Raw genomic sequence first — 16,747 nt, 5'->3', positions numbered from 1 at the left:
CTCGTTCTCCCATCATGGTGTGGATCGGACCGCCGATGCGGTTCAAGCCTTATCGCGCAGCATCACGCCTTGCATCTGTTCGATCGAGCGCCACAGCTTCAGTGCTTCGACCGTCGGAATCTGGCGCAGCACCGTGTCGGTCTGGGTGTCGACCACCTTGACCACGGTGCGCCCGGTTTCGTCGTCGACCGAAAAGCGTACACCCTGCGCATTCGCCTGGGCTACCTTGTTGAGGTCGGCGACGACATTGCCGAGTTCGACTTTATTCGGGGTACGGTCCACCTGTGCAAACGCCGCGACATGCGCGGCATTCGTGACAGGTTTGATCGAGGCCTCGGCAGACGGCCGCGCCGTACCGCCGGCGACGGCCGATGGGCTTCCAGCTTGTATTGGTTGCAACATCGGAACACCTCTCTGAAAACGGCTGTGCGGGGCTCTAACCCCGCACAGCGCGACCATCGATTATACCGAGGGATTAACCACGCAGCAGCGACATGACGTTGTTCGGTGCCGAGTTGGCCTGGGCCAGCATCGCGGTACCAGCCTGCTGCAGGATCTGAGCGCGGCTCAGCTTGCTGGTTTCAGCAGCGTAGTCGGTGTCCATGATGCGGCTCTTTGCCGACGACTGGTTCTCGATCGAGGTAGCCAGGTTGCTGATGGCGTAGCCCATGCGGTTCTGTGCGGTACCCAGCGAAGCGCGCTCGCCGTTGAGCTTTTCGAGGGCGGTGTCGATCTGGGTCAGGGTGCTTTCGGCCAGGGCCTGGGTCGTCACTGCCGGAATCGCCTTGACGAAGTCGGTGGTCGCACCGAAGGCCACGGTGATCTTCTGGGCCGAGTCGGCGCCAACCTGGATGTCCACGTTGCCCTTGCCGAGGACAGTGCTGCCGTTGAACTTGGTGTCGGTCGCGATACGGCCGATCTCGGTGTTCAGCGCCTGGATCTCGGTGTTGATATTGCTAAGTTCGACCGAACCGTTGGTGCCGTTCGAGCCCTGGACCGCCAGTTCGCGGATACGCTGCAGTGCGTCGCTGATGTTCGACAGTGCGCCGTCGGCGGTCTGGATCATCGAAACGCCATCGTTGGCGTTACGGGAAGCTTGCGACATGCCGCGGATCTGCGAATCCATCTTGGTGGCGATCGACAGGCCGGCCGCATCGTCCTTGGCGCTGTTGACACGCAGGCCCGACGACAGGCGCTGCATCGACGTCGACAGGTCGCTCGACGACTTGGTCATGTTACGTTGTGCGTTCAGCGAGGAAATGTTGGTATTGATGGTCGACATGTTAATTCTCCAGTTGGCGGTTCAGTCTGTGCTGCTATCAAGGGTTCTTTGTTGCTTGCTCGCTGTTTCAGCTCGCTTGTATTCTTTAACGGAGCCCTCGGTAAAACCTTGAGGATTTTTTTAAAAAAATGTTTGTGGGCAACTTCCCATCGATTGCGGGACCGCTGGCAAAGCATCATGCGGCGAGCCCGACAAGTACGTCATCGGCATTCCGATAGAAACATTTAGGGGCAAATTGCCCTCCTGTTCGTCCCATGCCCGGCATGGCGGCTGCGCTACACTCCGCGCCATCCCATCGACAAGCCTGCTTGCAGCGCCGGCCGCCGCCCGAAGCCGCGGCGACCCGGCGCCCAACGCTCACCAGATCCCTCCATGAATATCAAACACGCCGCCGTCTCCGACGCTGACCGCCTCTTCGCCACCGGCCTGGCGGCCCACGGGGACGGGCGCCTGGAAGAAGCCTTTGCCAGTTACGAGGCGGCGCTCCAGCACGACGCCGGCCATGCCGGCTCCCTGCACCACATCGGCATTCTTGGCTACCAGATCGGCAACTATGAACTTGCCCTCGAATTTCTTGGCGCGGCCGTCACGGCCGATCCGGCCGATCCGTCAACGTATACCGACCTCGGCAACGTTTTCGCGGCGATCGGGGAAAACTCCCCTGCCCTGCAAAGCTACGACCAGGCACTGGCGCTCGACAAACTTGACCGTACTGCATGGCGCGGACGCGCTGCGGTGCTGCACAAACTCGGGCGGCTCGCCGATGCGCTCAATAGTTGTAAAGAGGCATTAGCGCTGGGCAGAGAAGATGCCGACACTCACTGTATATATGGAGTAATCCTGGGCGCGCTCGGCCACCACCAGGAGGCATTGTCCAGTTTCGACTGTGCAACCAGACTCGTCCCCGAACACTGCGACGCCCGGCTTGGCCTGGCCCGCTCGCTGCAGCAGCTGGGCCGTTTCAACGATTCGCTGGCTTCCTGGGACGGCGTGCTGGCCCTGGCTCCCACCTTGCCCGAGGCGCACCATGGCCGGGGCGAAGCGCTACGCCAGCTCCGGTTTCTCGACAAGGCCGTCGAAAGCTACCAGCAGGCCGTCATCGGCGCCCCCGCGAACCCGACGTTTCGCCTGCACCTCGGTAACACGCTGCTGCAACTCGGTCGCGCACATGGCGCACTGCAATGCGTCGATGCTGCCTTACACCTGGCGCCCCACGATCCCGCCGCTCACCACAGCCGCGGGCTTGTCTTGCAAGCACTCAAACGTTTCAACGAAGCCTTGGAAGCTTTCGACCAGGTGCTGTCCCTGATCCCACAGCATGTCGAAGCAATGCTAAACCGCGGAAATGTACTACAGGACATGGGGCGCATCGACGAAGCCCTGCAGTGCTACGATCTGGTACTCAAGCGCCATGGCGATGACGCACAGATCTGGAACAACCGCGGTAACGCCCTCGAAGTCGCCCGGCGCGATGACGAGGCCCTCGCTTGCTATGCGCGAGCCATCGCACTTAGTCCGGACTACCCGGTTGCGCACTGGAACCGGGCACTGCTCGACCTGCAATACGGGCGTCTTTTGCAAGGATGGGCGGGCTACGAATGGCGCTGGAAGAACGAGCACCTGACTGTCTATCGCCAGAAACGCGATTTTGTCCCTCCCCTCTGGCTTGGCAGCGAGGTGCTGACAGGCAAGACCATCCTGCTGTTCGCGGAACAGGGGCTGGGAGACACGCTGCAGTTTTGCCGCTACGTGCCACTGGTAGCAGCGCGCGGCGGGCGCGTCATCCTCGAGGTGCAAGCTCCGCTGGCAAGCTTGCTGGAAAAGCTCGGCGGTGTCGACCGCGTCGTTACGCGCGGCGAAACGTTACCGCCTTTTGACTACCAGTGTCCGCTGATGTCGCTGCCGCTGGCCTTCGGCACCGACCTGGCCTCGATTCCGGCGCCGCCGCGCTACCTGTCGGCGGAGGCAGCCCACCCGGGCGAATGGCCGCACCTCGGCGCCCACGTGCGTCCGCGCGTGGGACTGGTCTGGAGCGGCAATGCAAGTCATGCGAACGACCACAACCGCAGCATCGCGTTCGCCCGGCTCGCCCCCCTGTTCGGGCTCGACTGCCAGTTCGTCTCCCTTCAAAAGGAGCACCGCCAGGAGGACATCGCTGCGCTCGACGCCTCGGGCGTGCTGCGCATGGACGCGCAACTCGACGATTTTTCGGACACGGCCGCCCTGTGTGAGCTGATGGATGTCGTCATTTCGATCGACACCAGCGTGGCCCACCTGGCCGGTGCGCTGGGCAAGCCGCTGTGGCTGCTGCTCCCCCACGTGGCGGACTGGCGCTGGCTGACCGAGCGCGACGACACCCCGTGGTATCCAAACGCCCGCCTGTTCCGCCAGGAGCGCCCCGGCGACTGGGACAGCGTGATCGAGGCCGTCAAGGCTGCGCTGGGCGCCCTGCCCCACCCCTGAGGCAAGGCTGCCGCTGCAGGCACAGGATTTTACAATCGTGCGGCAATTGCAAAATCTCGAGGGTTCTGGCGTAATGCAGGCTGGATTACGAACCCAGCCGTGTCGGCAAGATGCGGCTCCCCCTGCACATGATGACACCCCAGATCCCGGTGGACGAGGCGCGCAGGCTCGCCGCCCTGCACGCCACCAGCCTCTTCGGCACAGGTCCTGAAGAAGCCTTCGACCGGGTCACGCGCATGACGGCCAAGCTGTTCAAGGTGCCCACCGCCCTGATCTCGCTGGTCGGCAGCGACACCCAGTGGTTCAAGTCGCGCTGCGGCTTCGACGCCCAGTACGGCTCGCGCGACGCCTCTTTCTGCGGCCATGCCATCCTGCTCGACCAGCCGATGGTGGTCGAGGACACCACGCGCGATCCGCGCTTTTCCGACAACCCGAACGTGACCGGCGCGCCCCACGTGCGCTTCTATGCGGGCGTGCAGCTGTATTCGGTCGAGCGCGCCAAGCTCGGCACCCTGTGCATCATCGACAGCGCGCCGCGCGAACTCGATGCCGACGAGCTGACCGAACTGCACGACCTGGCGCGCATGGTCGAGGAACTGATCCACCACCGCCAGCTCGCCATCGCCTCCAAGCGCCTGCACGATGGGCTGCAGCACAACGCCTCGGGCGCCCAGCTGGCCGCCGCCGCCGGCCAGGTCGAATTCCTGCTCACGCACGACACGCTCACGGGCCTGGCCAACCGCCAGGCGCTGGTAGGCGCCATCCACACCAGCGTGGCCAACTGGCGCGCGCGCGGCACGCCGGCCGCCGTCGCCTGCCTGAACGTCGACCGTTTCAAGCGCATCAACGATGCGCTCGGCCACGCCGCCGGCGACGAAGTGCTGGTCGCCATCACGCGCTGCCTGCAGGCGGGCCTGGACGATGCCGACCTGCTGGCGCGCACCGGGAGCGACGAATTCGTGCTGCTGCTCGACCAGCCCGGCGACGGGGACGCGCTGGCGCAGCGCCTGCGCCGGCTGATGGCAAGCGTCAACGGCAGCGTGGCATGGGCCGGCAAGGACATCGCCATTACCTGCAGCCTCGGCTTTGCGCTGTTCCCGCTTGACGGCGAGGATGCCGACACCCTGCTCAGCAATGCCAACACGGCCATGCGCCATGCCAAGGACACGGGCGGCGCGCGCCTGCAGCATTTCGCCCCCGGCCAGCGCCGCGAAATGGGACGGCGCATGGCGCTCGAACACCAGCTCCAGCGCGCGCTGGAGCGCGAGGAACTGTTCCTGCAATACCAGCCGAAGGTCGACCTGCAGGGCGGCAGCCTGGCCGGCTTCGAGGCGCTGCTGCGCTGGCGCCATCCCGAGCACGGCGTCGTGTCGCCGGAAGAATTCGTGCCCATCCTGGAAGAGACCGGCCTGATCGTCCCGATCGGCGACTGGATGGTGCGCACGGCCGTGCAGCAGATGGCGGCCTGGCGCGCTGCCGGCGTGCCCGCCATTCCGGTCGCGGTCAACCTGTCGGCGCGCCAGTTCCTGCAGGGCGACGTGGCGACCCTGGTCGAAGGATTATTGATGGAAGCGGACATTGCGCCGCACCTGCTGGAAATCGAGCTGACCGAAAGCCTGTCGATGGCCGACCCCGAGCGCAGCCTGGCGATCATGCACCGCCTGCGCAAGCTGGGCGTCACGCTCAGCATCGACGACTTCGGCACCGGCTACTCGAGCTTCAGCTACCTCAAGCGCCTGCCGATCGACAAGCTGAAAATCGACAAGTCCTTCGTCCACGACATGGTGCACAGCTCGGACGCGCGCGCCATCGTGCAGGCGATCGTCGCCATGGCGCACCGCATGCAGCTGCGCGTGGTGGCCGAGGGGGTCGAGACGAAAGAGCAGGCCATGGCGCTACGCGAAACAGGCTGCGACCAGGCCCAGGGGTATTATTATGCGCGTCCGCTCGACGCTTTCGAAGCCGGCGCCTACCTGGCGCCGATCGGCATGCAAGCGGACTGAGTCGTATTTACAACAGAAACAAATTTTAACAATTCAGGCGGGTGCGCGCCTTGGACATGGATATCATTGTGCTAACGCGATACGGAAGGACGTATGCCACGTCCGGCCAGCTGTCGATTCAGTCCATGGTACCGCTTTATGATGCAACGAAGAACCGACGAGCAAACGGCGCTGACCGCCGAATACGCGCTCTACCTGGTGGACATTCGCGGGGTCGAGTTCGCCCTCACCTATCTCGACACCTGCAATGTTTCACGCTCGATCCTGACGCGGGCGCTCCAGTCGCCCGACTCGCGGCGCCACCATGAGCGCCGCCAGCAGCCACGCAACGACTGATTTATTTTCATCCCTGCACGCGCCTGCCGCCGCGCCGTCCACCTTCCCCGCTCCCTATGTTGCCGCCCGCCGGTCTCGCCTGATTCCGTTATCGGGATGACAAAGCCTGAAAAAGCCGGGTATTCCTGCCTCTCAAGTCCGGTTAGAACCTGCCGTTAAGCAAGTAAACTACCCTCGCTGAAGAATGGCAGGCCGGCCCAGGTAAACTGGATGCCGCACCCGACCAGCTGCAGCACGAACTTGGAGGAACGCCCGTCGGCGCGGTCCTCACACAATAGAAGCAATGGAGGTTCTGATGTTTGGATCGATGCAGCGCGGCGTCAACGCTTACGCCAAAGTGGGAATGGAAACCTCGGTGATTTCGGCGTCTCCCCACAAACTGATCGTGCTGCTGTACGACGGCGCCCTCACGGCCATCAAGAACGCGGCCAAGCACATGGCGGCGGGTAATATCGTCGAAAAGGGCGCGGCCATTTCGAAAGCGCTCGACATCATCAACAACGGCCTGCGCGCCAGCCTCGACAAGAAGGCCGGCGGCGAAATTGCCAGCAACCTGGATTCCCTGTACGTGTACATGACCGAACGCCTGCTCACTGCCAACCTGCAGAACAAGACGGCGCTGCTCGACGAAGTGCAGACCCTGCTGGTCGACCTGCGCGACGCCTGGTCGCAAATCGGCGAGAAGCCGGCGGCGCCTGCGGCCATGCAGCACTACCCTGTGATGGCGAGCGCCTGATGATGACCGGCCAGGACGTCCTGACTGAATACGCCGCCGTCGCCGAGCTCACCGGCCAGATGCTGGCGGCCGCCGAAGCGGGCGACTGGGACCACCTCGTGGTGCTCGAGCAAGAATGCACGCTCCACGTTGACGCCTTGAAGGGCGCGGAAGCGGCGGTCGAACTCAATCCGTCGGGACGCCAGGCGAAGATCGACTGCATCCGCCGCATCCTGGCCGACGACCGCAAGATCCGCGACCTCACCATGCCCTGGATGGCCCAGCTGTCCTCCCTGATCAACAACTCCGGCACCCAGCGCCGCCTCGCCAACGCCTACGGCAGCGTGTGACGCCGTAATACCGCATGGTCGAGCGCATCCCCAGCCCCGGCGTCAGCGCCCCGCTGCCGGTCTGGCCTGCGGCGGCGGTCGAACGCAACGGGGACGCCCGCCTCGACGCCTTCCAGCGCACCCTTGCCACCATGCTCGGCAGCCAGGTACCGGTCTCGGTACTGGCCCGCCTCGGCGACGGCAGTTTCCTGGTGCGCGTGGCCGACACCCCGGTGCGCATGGCACTGCCCGCAGGCACCCAGCCGGGCGCGCAACTCTCCATGACCGTCCTCGCCGCCTCGCCGCAGCCGACCTTTGGCCTGGGCGAGGCCAGCCTGCAGGGCAAGCTGCTGCCCCTGTCCGCCAGCGCCGCGTCGCTAGCGGCCAACATCGCCGCCGCCAGCCCTCCCCTCCTGCAATCGAACGGCCAGCCACAGGGCGCCGACCTCAGCCCCGCCGCGCGCCTGCTGGGCCAGGTTTTCAAGAGCGCCGCCGGCGCGCCGCCCCTGGCCAGCCTCAATTCCACCGTCCCGCTGGCGCCGCAAGGCGCGCCCGATCCGGCGCAGCTGGCGCAGCAGTTGCAGCAGGCCGTCGCCAAAAGCGGCCTGTTCTACGAATCGCACCTGGCCCAGTGGGCCGAAGGAAAACGTCCGCTGGCCGAGCTGATGCAGGAACCGCAGGGGCAAAAGGCGCCCGGCACGCCCTCCACGGATCCGGCCACCGCCCAGCTGATCAACCAGCAGCTGGCAACCCAGGAGTCCGGCCAGCTGGCCTGGCAGGGCATGCTCGGTCCGGACCAGCCGCTGCGCTGGGCCATCACGCGCGACGAAGAAGGCGCTGCCCAGGCAGGCGGCGAGGAAGACGGCCCCGGCTGGCACAGCGGCCTGCGCCTGCGTTTCGCCCTGCTGGGCGAAGTCGAAGCGAGCATCAGCCTGCGCGGCGCGCACCTGCAGATCGAACTCCTGGCCGCGCCCGAGGCCGCCGGCCTGCTGCGCGCCGGTGCGCCGCGCCTGCAGGAAGCGCTGGCCGCGGCCGGCAGCGAACTGGCGGCGCTGCGCGTCCAGGACCGGGAGGGCGCGTGAGCGAGCAGCCCGGCGCGCGCCAGCAGCGCGCGGTCGCACTGGCGTATGCCGGGGGGTCAAACGCGCCGACGGTCGTCGCCAAGGGCCGCGGCCTGGTCGCCGACCAGATCATCGCGCGCGCAAACGACGCCGGCGTGTTCGTCCACGAATCGAAAGAACTGGTCTCGCTCCTGATGGATATCGATCTCGACGGCCAGATTCCGCCCGCACTGTACCGCGCAATTGCGGAACTGTTAGCATGGCTTTATCATATTGAGTCCGCGCAACAACTCGGCAGCTCGCAGATGGCGCCGATCACGGCCCCACCCGACAGCGCGCTTCTCATCGACTCACCTGCAATATCGGCGGAACAAGATGCAAGCAATGCATGACGCAGAACTGGAAAACTGGCACGACTACGAGGTGCAATCGCGCCGCGAGATCGTCGCGCTGCTGCGCCAGATTAACGAAAAAAAGCAATTGATCCGGATGAAGATCAAGGGCGAGGCCGACGTCTGCGTCACCTCGATCCTCGAGGTCGATGCCGACGACGGCATTTTCATCCTCGACCGCTCGATCAACCGCGAGCAGAACGAACGCATCGTCAAGGCCAAAAGCGTGATGTGCGAGACTTATCTCGACAAGATCCGCATCCTGTTCAGCGTCAGCGGCGTGGAGGATGCCGAATTCAAGGGCGCCGGCGCGCTGGCAGCCGCGATTCCCGCCTCGCTGATCCGCCTGCAGCGGCGCGAGTTCTACCGCATGCCGACGCCGGTGACCAATCCGATCCCGGCGCTGGTGCCGATGCCGCTGGATCTCGGCGGCGGCAACGCCACCTTCCCGCTGGCCGACATCAGCTGCGGCGGCGTCGCCCTGCTCGACAACAAGATGATGCTCAATTCGACGATTGGCCAGACGTTTACGAATTGCCGCATCGAGTTGCCGGAAATCGGGCCGGTCACGACCTCGCTGCAGGTGCGCAATGCGCTGGATATCACGATGCTCAACAACAAGACCAGCCGCCGCATCGGCTGCATGTTCGTCGACATCTCGCGCGGGAACATGGCGGCGGTGCAGCGCTATATCACCAAGCTCGAGCGTGAGCGCAACGCGCGTTTGGCTGGCCTTTCGTAACGGTGCGCAGCCTCTAACAATGTGAAACGGGCCGCGTTCCTTTCGGAAAGCGGCCCGTTTTTCATGGTGCGATCAGCCTGGATTACACCTGCATATTCATGATCTCGTGGTAGGCCGACACCAGCTTGTTGCGCACCTGCACGGTCGCCTGGAAGGCAATGCTCGATTTCTGCATCGCGATCATGGTATCGGACAGGCTGACGCTGTCGTCGCCCATGGCGAAACGCTGGCCCAACTCTTCGGCATTCTTCTGTGAATTGCTGACCTGCTCGAGGGAGTTCTTGAGGGCGTCGGAGAAGCTGACTTTCGACGGGCCTTCATTCAGCGCCGCCGGCGCGCCGAGCCCGCCCAGGGCGCCGGCGCCCATTGAAGGCGCGGCCGGCTTCGTGGCCGCAGCCTTGAGCTGGGCCATCATCGCTTCGATCCGGTTGGTGTCGATTCCGCCTACGTTCATGGCTTTTCCTTTTGTCAGGCTTACAGCTTACCAAGCCCAGTGCAAGCCGCTGGGCCGAGCAGGAGGGGAAAGAACCCCCTATTCCCGCGTTTGAATGTTGCTCCAAGGCTTCATAATTCGGACCTGATCTCCTTTCTCCCTTGGAAAACCCACATGGCCGCGACCGCCGACGACTTGCTCGACACTCCTGCTGCTCCACAACCGTTCCTGAAGACCACCATGGGCCGCAACGTGCTCATCGGCGGTGGGGTGGCGGCCGTGCTGGCGGCGGTGCTTGCGATCTGGATGTGGAGCAGCACGCCGGACTACCGCGTGCTGTATGCCAATTACAGCGACAAGGACGGCGGCGCGATCACTGCGGCGCTCGACCAGATGGGAGTGAAATACAAGTTTAGCGAAGGCGGCACCGCCATCCTCGTCCCGGCCGAGCAGGTGCCCGACCTGCGTCTGAAACTCGCTTCGCAAGGGCTGCCGAAAGGCGGCAACGTCGGCTTCGAGCTGATGGAAAACCAGAAGCTGGGCGTCTCGCAATTCCTCGAGCAAGTCAATTACCAGCGTTCGCTTGAGGGCGAGCTGGCCCGTTCGATCCAGTCGCTCGGCTCGGTCGCCGGCGCGCGTGTCCACCTGGCCCTGCCGAAACCCTCCGTATTCGTGCGCGACCAGCAAAAGCCGACCGCCTCGGTCCTCCTGAACCTGCAATCGGGCCGCGCGCTCGATCCGGGCCAGGTCAGCGCCATCGTGCACCTGGTGGCGTCCAGCATTCCTGAACTGACCATCGGCAACGTCACCGTCGTCGACCAGAACGGCAACCTGCTGTCCGAGCAGCCCAAGAACAATGCGCTGAACAAGCAGCTGGACGCGACCCAGCTGAAATACGTCGAGCAGGTCCAGCAGAACATCATCAAGCAGGTCGAGTCGCTGATCACCCCGATCGTCGGCAAGGGCAATGTGCGCGCCGAAGCGACCGCCGACATCGATTTCGCCCAGGTCGACACCGCCGCCGAGATGTACAAGCCGAACTCGCCGCCGGAGCCGCAGGCGATCCGCAGCCAGCAGACCTCGGAGCAGACGGGCGCGACCACGGGTCCCGCCAACGGCATCCCGGGCGCGCTGTCGAACCAGCCGCCGGGCGTGGCCACGGCCCCGTTGGACGGAACCGCGCCCGGCACGGCGCCACAGGCGACGACTGGCCCTGCCAGCAAAAACGCGACCACAAATTACGAACTGGACAAAACAATCCGCTACGAGCAGCGTCCGATGGGCGGCATCAAGCGCCTGACGGTGGGCGTGGTGGTGAACTACCGCCGCTCGGTCGACCCTGCCACCGGCAAGGTCACCGTGAAACCGCTGGCGGCGGCGGAAGTCGCCCAGATCAACGAGCTGGTCAAGCAGGCCATGGGCTATTCGCAGGCGCGCGGCGACACGATGAACGTGGCGAATGCCCCCTTCGACGGCGTCGACCGTCCCGACGAGAACGGTCCGGACTGGTACAAGGATCCGTCGAACCTGCCGCTGGCCATGGAAATCGGCAAATACCTGTTGATCGCCGCGGTCATCGCCTTCCTCTGGTTCCGCATCCTGCGTCCGCTGCTGCGCCCCGTGGTGCGCAAGTTCGACGAGGCGACCGCGGTTCCGGAAGAGGAAAAGAAGGACGAGGAAGACGAAGACGGCGCGATCGTCGACATCAACGGCAAACCGCTGCTGGGACCGGACGGCATGCCGCTCGAGGAAGAGGAAGCACCGCGCGAGCGCAGTTACCGCGCCAACCTGGCGATGGCAAAAGAGATGGCGATGAATGATCCGCGCATCGTGGCAAACGTAATCAAGGCATGGGTGGGTTCGGAATGAGCGACAAGGACAAGGACGGCATCACCAAGGCGGCAATCCTGATGCTCGCCATGGGCGAACAGGAAGCGGCCGAGGTCATGAAATTCCTCGGCCCGCGCGAGGTGCTGAAACTCGGCGGCGCGATGGCGGCAATGAAATCGGTCCAGCACGAGCAGGTGGTCAGTGTGCTGGAAGCCTTCCGCGACGAAGCCGACGCCCACTCGACGGTGGGCCTCGATTCGGACGAATACATCCGCGAAGTGCTGACGAAAGCGCTGGGCGACGACAAGGCCGCCGTGCTGCTGAACCGCATTTTGGGCGGCAAGGACGCCTCGGGCATCGAAAGCCTGAAGTGGATGGATTCGCAGTCGGTGTCGGAACTGATCCGCAACGAGCACCCGCAGATCATTGCTACCATCCTGGTCCACCTCGAGCGCGACCAGGCCTGCGAGATCCTGTCCCACTTCACCGACCGTTTGCGCAACGACGTCGTGCTGCGTATCGCCACGCTCGACGGCGTGCAGCCTGCCGCACTGCGCGAACTGAACGACGTGCTGACCAAGCTGCTGTCGGGTAACGAACACATCAAGAAATCCTCGCTCGGCGGCGTGCGCACGGCGGCAGAGATCCTGAACTTCATGGCCGGCGAGCAGGAAAGCTCGGTCATGGAAAACATCAAGAACTACGACAACGACATGGCGCAGAAGATCATGGACGAGATGTTCGTGTTCGACAACATCATCGACATCGACGACCGCGGGATCCAGCTGCTGCTGCGCGAAGTGCAGTCGGACATGCTGATCATCGCCCTGAAAGGCGCCTCGCAAGACCTGCGCGAGAAGATCTTCCGCAACATGAGCCAGCGCGCCAGCGAAATGATGCGCGAAGACCTGGAGTCGAAAGGTCCCGTGCGTTTGTCGGAAGTGGAAGCGCAGCAGAAGCAGATTCTGCAAATCGTGCGCCGCTTGTCGGACGAAGGGCAGATCGTGTTGGGTGGCAAGGGCGAAGATTCCTTCGTTTGATCGGTAACAGCGGATAAAGATGAGCAAAGACACGCAGGGCGCCTTCAAGCGCTGGGAAATGACCTCCTTCGGCGACGACCGGCCCAGTTCGCTGGCGGCGCGCATCCAGGCCGAAGAGCGGGCGGCCTCCATTGCTGCCTCGGCCGCGGCGGCCACCTACGCCGCTGCCGAACCGGCGGTGCCGGCCATGCAGTTCCCGACCGCGGCCGAACTCGAAGCGCTGCGCGACGATGCGCGCGCCGAGGGCTATGCCGAGGGCCTGGAAGAAGGCCGCGCAGCCGGCCAGGCCGAAGCGCTGGAAGCGGGCCGCGTCGAAACTGCCTTTGAGGTGGAAACCCTGCGCGGGATCGCCGCTACCTTCAGCGGCGCCGTCACGGCGGCCGACGAAACGATTGCGTCGGACGTACTCGACCTCGCCCTGCACCTGGCGCGTTCGATGGTGCGTAGCGCCTTTACGGTGCGTCCCGAACTGATCATCCCGATCGTGCGCGAAGCGATCGACTATCTGCCGGTGCTCCAGCAGCCGGCCATCCTGGCGCTGAACCCCGAGGACATCGAGATCGTGCGCGCCGCCCTGGCCGACGAACTCGACAAAGGCGGCTGGCGCGTCGTCGCCGACCCGCAGGTGGGCCGCGGCGGCTGCAAGGTCGATACCGCCAGCAACCAGATCGACGCCCAGGCCAGCGCGCGCTGGGCACGCCTCTCGCATGCGCTGGGCAAGAACGTCGAGTGGCTGGGCTGATGGGAGTGACTGCTCCCGACCGGCACACGGCGCGCTGGAAATCCTACCTGGCCGACTGCGATTCGCTGCTCGGCTTTGTCGAGCCGATGCAGGTCTCGGGCCGGGTCACGCGCGTGGCGGGCCTGGTGATGGAATGCGTCGGCCTGCGCCTGGCCGTCGGCAGCGCCTGCACCATCCCGCTGCCCAATGGCGCCAAGATCGAAGCCGAAGTGGTCGGCTTCGAGGGCGAGCGCCTGTTCCTGATGCCGCAATCGGACGTCGAAGGCGTGGTGCCCGGCTCGCGCGTGCATCCGGTGGAACCCTCGATCCCGCGTCCGGGCTCGGTGACCCATCCGCGCCGCCGTCCGAGCGACCGCGCACGCCACCTGCCGGTCGGCTGGAAGCTGCTCGGCCGCGTGGTCGACGGCGCCGGCCGCCCGCTCGACGGCAAGGGGCCGCTGGGCACCGACGAAGTCGCGCCGATCAACGCCCGCCCCGTCAATCCGCTGGACCGCGCGCCGATCAAGGACACGCTCGACGTTGGCGTGCGCGCCATCAATGCGATGCTGACTGTGGGCCGAGGCCAGCGCCTGGGCCTGTTCGCCGGTACCGGCGTCGGCAAATCGGTCTTGCTGGGCATGATCGCGCGCTACACGACGGCGGACGTGATCGTTGTCGGCCTGATCGGCGAGCGTGGCCGCGAAGTAAAGGAATTCATCGAGCAGATCCTGGGGCCGGAAGGCATGGCCCGTTCGGCCGTCGTCGCCGCCCCGGCCGACAGCCCACCGCTGATGCGCCTGCAGGGCGCGGCCTACGCCACGGCAATCGCCGAGCATTTCCGAGACCAGGGCAAGAGCGTTTTATTGATCATGGATTCGCTGACCCGCTACGCCATGGCGCAGCGCGAAATCGCGCTGGCCATCGGCGAGCCGCCGGCCACCAAGGGCTATCCGCCCTCGGTGTTCGCGAAACTGCCGGTGCTGGTCGAACGCGCCGGTAACGGGCTGGAGGGCGGCGGCTCGATCACGGCCTTTTATACCGTGCTGTCCGAGGGCGACGACCAGCAGGATCCGATTGCGGATGCGGCGCGCGGTATTCTCGACGGCCACATCGTCCTCAGCCGCCAGCTGGCCGAGTCCGGACACTATCCGGCGATCGACATCGAGCAATCGATCAGCCGCGCCATGCACGGCATCACGACGCACGAGCACCAGCTGGAGGCGCGCAAACTGAAGCAGCTGTATTCGCGCTACCAGCGTTCGCGCGACCTGATCAGCGTCGGCGCCTACGCCCCGGGGAGCGACCCGGTGCTGGACCAGGCAATCGCCCTGAACACGCAGATCGAGGAATTCCTGTGCCAGGAAATCCACGAAAACACGAATATGGGCCAGAGCTTGGGGCAATTGACCTCTCTGTTCAGCTGATTGGCTGAATGTTGCCGCAGATATACTCTGATTCACCATGGCAAACCAATCCGCGCTTGAAACCCTGATCGAACTGGCCCAGCGCGATTCCGACGACGCCGCCAAGCGGCTCGGGGCGGCGCTCAAGGGTGTCGAGGAAGCGGAACAAAAGCTGCAAATGCTGCTGGGCTACCGCGACGATTACGCGCAGCGGCTCGACCAGGCGCAGATGGCGGGCATCACGCCCTTTGCCTACGCCAACTTCGTCGCCTTCGTCGGCAAGCTCGACAACGCGATCAATGGCCAGCAGGAAGTACTGAAACACGCGAAATACAAGAGCGACCTGGAAAAGGCGGCCTGGCAGGAAAGCGAACGCAAGCGCCTGTCCTACCGCACGCTGAACGACCGCGCGGCGGCCGAGGCCTTGAAGATCGAAAACAAGCGCGACCAGAAAATGATGGATGACCACGCGGCGCGCACTGTGCGCGCCAACCGTTGATACCGAGATAACGATGCAGACCAACTCCCTCCCGATCCAGCTCAACGCTCCCGCCGCTCCGGCCCAGAACCTGCGCAACAACGCGCCGGGCACGGCCGACGGCGTGAATTTCGGCGCCGCGTTGACCCAACAGATCGCCCAGCGCCAGATGGAACAGCGGCAAATGGAACAGCGCCAGGCGCAGGTTCAGCCGCAAGCCCAGCCGCAAGCGCAGCCGGCCATGCCAGCGCCGCAGGCAGCGCCCGTGCCAAAACCGCAAGCCGGCGCCAGGCCGCCCGCGAACGAAGCGAAGGCGGCGTCGCGCGACATGGTCAAGCAGGCGGCGAAGGAAACAGAACATCCCCCCACGACCAAGGAAGCGGCTGCCGAACAGGCAACGGGCGCCGAGAGCAAGACGGCGGCGGCCACGGGCGAGCGCAGCGACGAGGCAGCGAACCCGGCCGACGCAAAGGCGGCCGATGCGGTGGTCGACATGCTGGCCCTGGTCGCCAGCTTCAACCAGGCGCAGCAGGCGCTCAATGCCCCGGTCCCGCTCGCCACCCAGACGGCTGCCGCGCAGACCGATGCCCTGCTGTCGGGCATGCAGGCCCAGCTCGCCGAAGGCAGCGAGCCGCTCGTCAAGCTCGACGCCGACGCGGCGCTGGCCAGCCTGACCGACGCGCCGCAGGACAAGGCCCAACCGGGCACCGACCTGCGCGCCCTCGACATGAACAAGGCGGGCGAGACCGGCAAGCAGCTGGCCGAAAGCGCCGACTTTGCCGGCGCCCTGCGCGACAGCGCGGCCCAGGCCGCCAGCATGAAGGAAGCGGCGCCTGCTACCGAAGCTTTGACCAGCCTGACGGCCCAGGCCACCGCCCTGCAAACCGCGCAAGCGGCCGGCAGCGCCCCGACCGACCGCCTGAGCGCCCGCGTCGGCACCCCGGCCTGGGACAACCAGGTCGGCCAGAAAGTGATCTGGATGGTCGGCGGCGAAGACCAGAGCGCCACGCTCGAACTGAACCCGCCGGACCTCGGTCCCGTGCAGGTGGTGCTGAACGTGTCGAACGATCTGGCCAGCGTGACCTTCTCCTCGCAGCAGCTGGAAGTGCGCCAGGCGCTGGAAAACGCCCTGCCGCGCCTGCGTGAAATGATGAGCGAGAGCGGCATCGCGCTCGGCAACGCGACGGTGAACGCCGGCGCCGAGGGCCGCCAGGGACAGGATGGCCAGCAAGGCCGCGGTAAAGGCGGGAATGGCAACGGCGGCGAGAGCGCCGTGGCGGAAGCGGCGCCACGCCAGCGCACGGGCGTGCTCGGCGGCGCCGGCGCCGTCGACACCTTCGCGTAAGTCAGCAAGTGTTTCGTTTACGGCCGCCAAGTGCGGCCGTTTTTTGGTCGGGAGAGGCATTTCGGTTGCCGTATGGCCACATACGCCGAGCTAACCCACCTTCCCCTCTCTTTTCGAAGCTTGCCGCCGCGCACTTTTTCTCGATAATGCATAATCACGCAACCCCTAATCAGG

The 16,747-nt window shown here is 65.1% G+C and carries 17 protein-coding genes; 14 read left to right on the top strand and 3 right to left on the bottom strand.

What is annotated here, in order from left to right:
- Positions 1-42: 42 nt before the first annotated feature.
- Both NMB41_RS06010 and NMB41_RS06005 read right to left on the bottom strand, forming a co-directional pair.
- The gene (locus tag NMB41_RS06010) at positions 43-402 is read right to left on the bottom strand and encodes a flagellar protein FlaG (RefSeq protein ID WP_494381565.1); all 360 of its coding nucleotides are present in this window, start codon (positions 400-402) and stop codon (positions 43-45) included.
- Positions 403-475: 73 nt separating this feature from the next.
- Positions 476-1,282 carry a flagellin N-terminal helical domain-containing protein gene (locus NMB41_RS06005; RefSeq protein WP_494381564.1) on the bottom strand — a complete coding sequence of 269 codons (807 nt, stop codon included), beginning with the start codon at positions 1,280-1,282 and terminating at the stop codon, positions 476-478.
- A 372-nt stretch (positions 1,283-1,654) separates the two neighbouring features.
- Here NMB41_RS06005 and NMB41_RS06000 point away from each other — a divergent pair, with 372 nt between their 5' ends.
- The 8 genes from NMB41_RS06000 to NMB41_RS05965 all read left to right on the top strand — a co-directional run bounded on the left by NMB41_RS06000 (position 1,655) and on the right by NMB41_RS05965 (position 9,323).
- On the top strand, positions 1,655-3,745 hold the full coding sequence (locus NMB41_RS06000; protein WP_494381563.1) for a tetratricopeptide repeat protein: 2,091 nt from the start codon (positions 1,655-1,657) through the stop codon (positions 3,743-3,745).
- Positions 3,746-3,873: 128 nt separating this feature from the next.
- A complete protein-coding gene (locus NMB41_RS05995; RefSeq protein WP_494381562.1) occupies positions 3,874-5,748 on the top strand; it encodes a putative bifunctional diguanylate cyclase/phosphodiesterase in 1,875 nt (624 codons plus the stop codon).
- A gap of 138 nt (positions 5,749-5,886) precedes the next feature.
- Complete coding sequence (locus NMB41_RS05990; protein WP_494381561.1) at positions 5,887-6,084, top strand: hypothetical protein; 198 nt, start codon at positions 5,887-5,889, stop codon at positions 6,082-6,084.
- Between the two features lie 295 nt (positions 6,085-6,379).
- Positions 6,380-6,820, top strand: a complete 441-nt coding sequence (gene fliS / locus NMB41_RS05985; protein WP_494381560.1) for a flagellar export chaperone FliS — start codon at positions 6,380-6,382, stop codon at positions 6,818-6,820.
- Positions 6,820-7,149, top strand: coding sequence for a flagellar protein FliT (locus NMB41_RS05980; RefSeq protein WP_494381559.1), 330 nt, complete (start codon positions 6,820-6,822; stop codon positions 7,147-7,149). Before fliS ends, NMB41_RS05980 begins: the two co-directional genes overlap by 1 nt.
- Positions 7,150-7,163: 14 nt before the next feature.
- Complete coding sequence (fliK, locus tag NMB41_RS05975; RefSeq protein WP_494381558.1) at positions 7,164-8,210, top strand: flagellar hook-length control protein FliK; 1,047 nt, start codon at positions 7,164-7,166, stop codon at positions 8,208-8,210.
- The gene (locus tag NMB41_RS05970) at positions 8,207-8,581 is read left to right on the top strand and encodes an EscU/YscU/HrcU family type III secretion system export apparatus switch protein (RefSeq protein WP_494381557.1); all 375 of its coding nucleotides are present in this window, start codon (positions 8,207-8,209) and stop codon (positions 8,579-8,581) included. Before fliK ends, NMB41_RS05970 begins: the two co-directional genes overlap by 4 nt.
- Positions 8,574-9,323, top strand: coding sequence for a flagellar brake protein (locus NMB41_RS05965; protein ID WP_494381556.1), 750 nt, complete (start codon positions 8,574-8,576; stop codon positions 9,321-9,323). Before NMB41_RS05970 ends, NMB41_RS05965 begins: the two co-directional genes overlap by 8 nt.
- Positions 9,324-9,405: 82 nt before the next feature.
- Here NMB41_RS05965 and fliE read toward each other — a convergent pair whose 3' ends face one another.
- Positions 9,406-9,777, bottom strand: a complete 372-nt coding sequence (gene fliE, locus NMB41_RS05960; RefSeq protein ID WP_494381555.1) for a flagellar hook-basal body complex protein FliE — start codon at positions 9,775-9,777, stop codon at positions 9,406-9,408.
- A 153-nt stretch (positions 9,778-9,930) separates the two neighbouring features.
- Between fliE and fliF the strand changes: the two genes are divergently transcribed.
- From fliF to NMB41_RS05930, 6 genes are read left to right on the top strand one after another with little or no spacing between them, the layout of a single operon-like run.
- Positions 9,931-11,625, top strand: a complete 1,695-nt coding sequence (gene fliF / locus NMB41_RS05955; RefSeq protein ID WP_494381554.1) for a flagellar basal-body MS-ring/collar protein FliF — start codon at positions 9,931-9,933, stop codon at positions 11,623-11,625.
- The gene (fliG, locus tag NMB41_RS05950; protein ID WP_494381553.1) at positions 11,622-12,626 is read left to right on the top strand and encodes a flagellar motor switch protein FliG; all 1,005 of its coding nucleotides are present in this window, start codon (positions 11,622-11,624) and stop codon (positions 12,624-12,626) included. Before fliF ends, fliG begins: the two co-directional genes overlap by 4 nt.
- 19 nt (positions 12,627-12,645) lie before the next feature.
- A complete protein-coding gene (locus tag NMB41_RS05945; RefSeq protein ID WP_494381552.1) occupies positions 12,646-13,368 on the top strand; it encodes a flagellar assembly protein FliH in 723 nt (240 codons plus the stop codon).
- Positions 13,368-14,771: a flagellar protein export ATPase FliI gene (gene fliI / locus NMB41_RS05940; RefSeq protein WP_494381551.1), complete on the top strand. Its 1,404-nt coding sequence runs from the start codon at positions 13,368-13,370 to the stop codon at positions 14,769-14,771. The genes NMB41_RS05945 and fliI overlap by 1 nt, the downstream gene beginning before the upstream one ends.
- Positions 14,772-14,808: 37 nt before the next feature.
- Positions 14,809-15,249: a flagellar export protein FliJ gene (gene fliJ, locus NMB41_RS05935; RefSeq protein ID WP_494381550.1), complete on the top strand. Its 441-nt coding sequence runs from the start codon at positions 14,809-14,811 to the stop codon at positions 15,247-15,249.
- Between the two features lie 13 nt (positions 15,250-15,262).
- Positions 15,263-16,573 (top strand): flagellar hook-length control protein FliK, encoded by a 1,311-nt coding sequence (locus tag NMB41_RS05930; RefSeq protein WP_494381549.1) that lies wholly within the window; start codon positions 15,263-15,265, stop codon positions 16,571-16,573.
- Positions 16,574-16,747: the final 174 nt, after the last annotated feature.

This window comes from Massilia sp. FBCC-B171 (assembly GCF_059134155.1).
Note: the sequence above shows the minus strand (reverse complement) of the source record. Positions and strands in the feature narration are given on the sequence as shown.

Coding starts and splice junctions, on each gene's coding strand:
- NMB41_RS06010 (WP_494381565.1), bottom strand. CDS start 402: ATGTTGCAACCAATACAAGCTGGAAGCCCATCGGCCGTCGCCGGCGGT.
- NMB41_RS06005 (WP_494381564.1), bottom strand. CDS start 1,282: ATGTCGACCATCAATACCAACATTTCCTCGCTGAACGCACAACGTAAC.
- NMB41_RS06000 (WP_494381563.1), top strand. CDS start 1,655: ATGAATATCAAACACGCCGCCGTCTCCGACGCTGACCGCCTCTTCGCC.
- NMB41_RS05995 (WP_494381562.1), top strand. CDS start 3,874: ATGATGACACCCCAGATCCCGGTGGACGAGGCGCGCAGGCTCGCCGCC.
- NMB41_RS05990 (WP_494381561.1), top strand. CDS start 5,887: ATGATGCAACGAAGAACCGACGAGCAAACGGCGCTGACCGCCGAATAC.
- fliS (WP_494381560.1), top strand. CDS start 6,380: ATGTTTGGATCGATGCAGCGCGGCGTCAACGCTTACGCCAAAGTGGGA.
- NMB41_RS05980 (WP_494381559.1), top strand. CDS start 6,820: ATGATGACCGGCCAGGACGTCCTGACTGAATACGCCGCCGTCGCCGAG.
- fliK (WP_494381558.1), top strand. CDS start 7,164: ATGGTCGAGCGCATCCCCAGCCCCGGCGTCAGCGCCCCGCTGCCGGTC.
- NMB41_RS05965 (WP_494381556.1), top strand. CDS start 8,574: ATGCATGACGCAGAACTGGAAAACTGGCACGACTACGAGGTGCAATCG.
- fliE (WP_494381555.1), bottom strand. CDS start 9,777: ATGAACGTAGGCGGAATCGACACCAACCGGATCGAAGCGATGATGGCC.
- fliF (WP_494381554.1), top strand. CDS start 9,931: ATGGCCGCGACCGCCGACGACTTGCTCGACACTCCTGCTGCTCCACAA.
- fliG (WP_494381553.1), top strand. CDS start 11,622: ATGAGCGACAAGGACAAGGACGGCATCACCAAGGCGGCAATCCTGATG.
- NMB41_RS05945 (WP_494381552.1), top strand. CDS start 12,646: ATGAGCAAAGACACGCAGGGCGCCTTCAAGCGCTGGGAAATGACCTCC.
- fliI (WP_494381551.1), top strand. CDS start 13,368: ATGGGAGTGACTGCTCCCGACCGGCACACGGCGCGCTGGAAATCCTAC.
- fliJ (WP_494381550.1), top strand. CDS start 14,809: ATGGCAAACCAATCCGCGCTTGAAACCCTGATCGAACTGGCCCAGCGC.
- NMB41_RS05930 (WP_494381549.1), top strand. CDS start 15,263: ATGCAGACCAACTCCCTCCCGATCCAGCTCAACGCTCCCGCCGCTCCG.